The sequence below is a fragment of the Methylobacterium sp. UNC300MFChir4.1 genome (assembly GCF_900110155.1).
GTDB lineage: Bacteria > Pseudomonadota > Alphaproteobacteria > Rhizobiales > Beijerinckiaceae > Methylobacterium.
Map to the genome: position 1 here is coordinate 1 of NZ_FOCS01000067.1, position 2276 is coordinate 2276.

3 protein-coding genes are annotated in these 2276 nt (G+C 71.2%); all 3 read left to right on the forward strand.

Annotation, left to right across the window (positions count from 1 at the left end; translation table 11 throughout):
* Positions 1-133: 133 nt before the first annotated feature.
* Positions 134-520 (forward strand): IS66-like element accessory protein TnpA, encoded by a 387-nt coding sequence (locus BMY19_RS30250; RefSeq protein ID WP_244535088.1) that lies wholly within the window; start codon positions 134-136, stop codon positions 518-520.
* Positions 517-873 carry an IS66 family insertion sequence element accessory protein TnpB gene (gene tnpB / locus BMY19_RS30255; protein WP_043759936.1) on the forward strand — a complete coding sequence of 119 codons (357 nt, stop codon included), beginning with the start codon at positions 517-519 and terminating at the stop codon, positions 871-873. The genes BMY19_RS30250 and tnpB overlap by 4 nt, the downstream gene beginning before the upstream one ends.
* Before the next feature lie 106 nt (positions 874-979).
* Positions 980-2276, forward strand: a 1297-nt coding sequence (locus BMY19_RS30260) for an IS66 family transposase (RefSeq protein ID WP_100253894.1), incomplete at its 3' end; no start/stop codon positions are given.

The following is a 2276-nucleotide window of genomic DNA, read 5'->3' on the forward strand; positions in this document are numbered from 1 at the left end:
GTAAGCGATGTTCCGGCCCCATCTTCTGTGGGGCGACCTGACCGGGCAGTTTGACGATCCGCCACGAGAGGATCGTTTTGTGTCTCGACTTGACCGTAGACTTGAGCCGGAGGGGACGGTCCGGCGTTTTGAGGTGATCGACGGCGCGGTCGGCCGCAGGCGCTGGAGCGCGGACGACCGGGCGCGGATCCTGGAGGAGACGTTCGTTCCGGGCGCGGTGGTGTCGGTGGTGGCCCGCCGGCACGGGTTGACGCCGCAGCAGCTGTTCACGTGGCGACGCGAGGCGCGCCAGGCCGCCGCCGCGCTGCCGGCTTTCGTGCCGGCGGTGACCGCACCCGAGCCCATGGCGGTGGATCCCGCCCGAGCGGAGCCGCCACGCCGGCGCATCAGACGATCCTCATCGCGCCGCCGCGCGGTGGGGATCGAGGTGGAGGCAGGCGGCGTCACGGTGCGGATCGGCGACGGCGCCTCGCCCACTATCATCGCGGCGGTGATCGGTGCGCTGAAGGGCGGCGCGTGATCGGGCCGGCGGGCGCGGTCCGCGTCATGGTAGCGACCCGGCCGGTGGACTTCCGCAAGGGCGCGGACGGCTTGGCGGCGCTGGTGCGCGAGAGCCTGGGCGCCGACCCGTTCAGCGGGGCGGTCTACGTCTTCCGGGCGCGGCGCGCCGACCGGGTCAAGCTCGTCTACTTCGACGGCACCGGCGTGTGCCTGCTGTCGAAGCGGCTGGAGGACGGCAAGTTCTGCTGGCCGGCCGTCACCGACGGGGTGGTGCGGCTGACGGCAGCGCAACTGCAGGCCCTTCTGGAAGGGCTCGATTGGCGGCGCGTGCACGTGGCCCGGCCAACGCGCGCTCCCGTCGCCGTGAGCTGATCCGCCAAGTCGATCACTCTGGCAAAGCCTTGTGATCCATGCTCAAATCGGCTTCGTGAGCGAACCGAGCGCGCGCCTGCCCGATGATCCCGCCGCCCTGAAGGCGATGGTGGCGGCGCGCGAGGCCGAGATTGACCGGCTGCACCAGATCATCAGGGAGCTGCAGCGTCACCGCTTCGGACGGCGTGCCGAGAGCCTGCCCGTCGACCAGTTGCTCCTGGGCCTCGAGGAGGCCGAGCAGATCGAGGCTGAGGGCCTTGCCGAGACCGACGCCGCCGATGCATCGGCCCGCGCGGCCCGCACCCGGCAGCGCCGCGCCAACCGCGGCGCCTTGCCGGCCCACCTGCCGCGCATCGAACGGATGATCGACGTCGACGACCGCACCTGCCCCTGTTGCCGTGGCGACCTCCACGTCATCGGCGAGGACGTCGCCGAGCGCCTCGACATCGTGCCGGCCCAGTTCCGCGTCGTCGTCACCCGCCGGCCAAAGTATGCCTGCCGGGCATGCGAGGACGTGATCGTGCAGGCCACCGCACCCGCCCGCCTCGTCGAGGGCGGGATCCCGACCGAGGCGAGCGTGGCTCACGTGCTGGTGTCCAAGTACGCCGACCACCTGCCGCTCTACCGACAGGCCCAAATCTACGCCCGGCAGGGCGTGAACCTTGACCGTTCGACGCTGGCCGACTGGGTGGGCAAGGCGGCCTTTCTATTACGGCCGGTCCACGCGCGGCTGTTCGAGAGGCTGAAGGCGTCGGACCGGCTGTTTGCTGACGAGACCACGGCACCGGTGCTCGATCCGGGCCGCGGGCAGACCAAGACCGGCCAGCTGTTCGCCTACGCTCGCGACGACCGGCCCTGGGGCGGCCTCGATCCGCCCGGCGTGGCCTACCTGTACGCGCCCGACCGCAAGGCCGAACACCCGATCCGTCACCTCGCCGGCTTCGAGGGCACGCTGCAGGTCGATGGCTACGCGGGCTACAAGGTCCTGGCTGCGCGCAAGGCTGTGAGCTTGGCCTTCTGCTGGGCGCACGTGCGCCGCCGGTTCTACGAACTGGCCAAGGCTGGCCCGGCGCCGATCGCGACCGAGGTGCTCGCCCGCATCGCCGAACTCTATCGGATCGAGGGCGAGATCCGCGGGCGCTCCCCCGACGAGCGGAGGGCCGTGCGTCAGGACCGCAGCCGGCCGGTCGTGGCGGCGCTGGAGCCGTGGCTCACCACCAAGCTCGGGCTGATCAGCCAGAAGAGCAAGCTCGCCGAGGCGATCCGCTACGCGCTCAGTCGCTGGGCCGGCTTGTCTCTCTTCCTCGACGACGGCCGCGTCGAGATCGACAACAACACCGTCGAGCGGGCGATCCGGCCGTTGGCCCTGACGCGGAAGAACGCGCTGTTTGCCGGCTCGGACG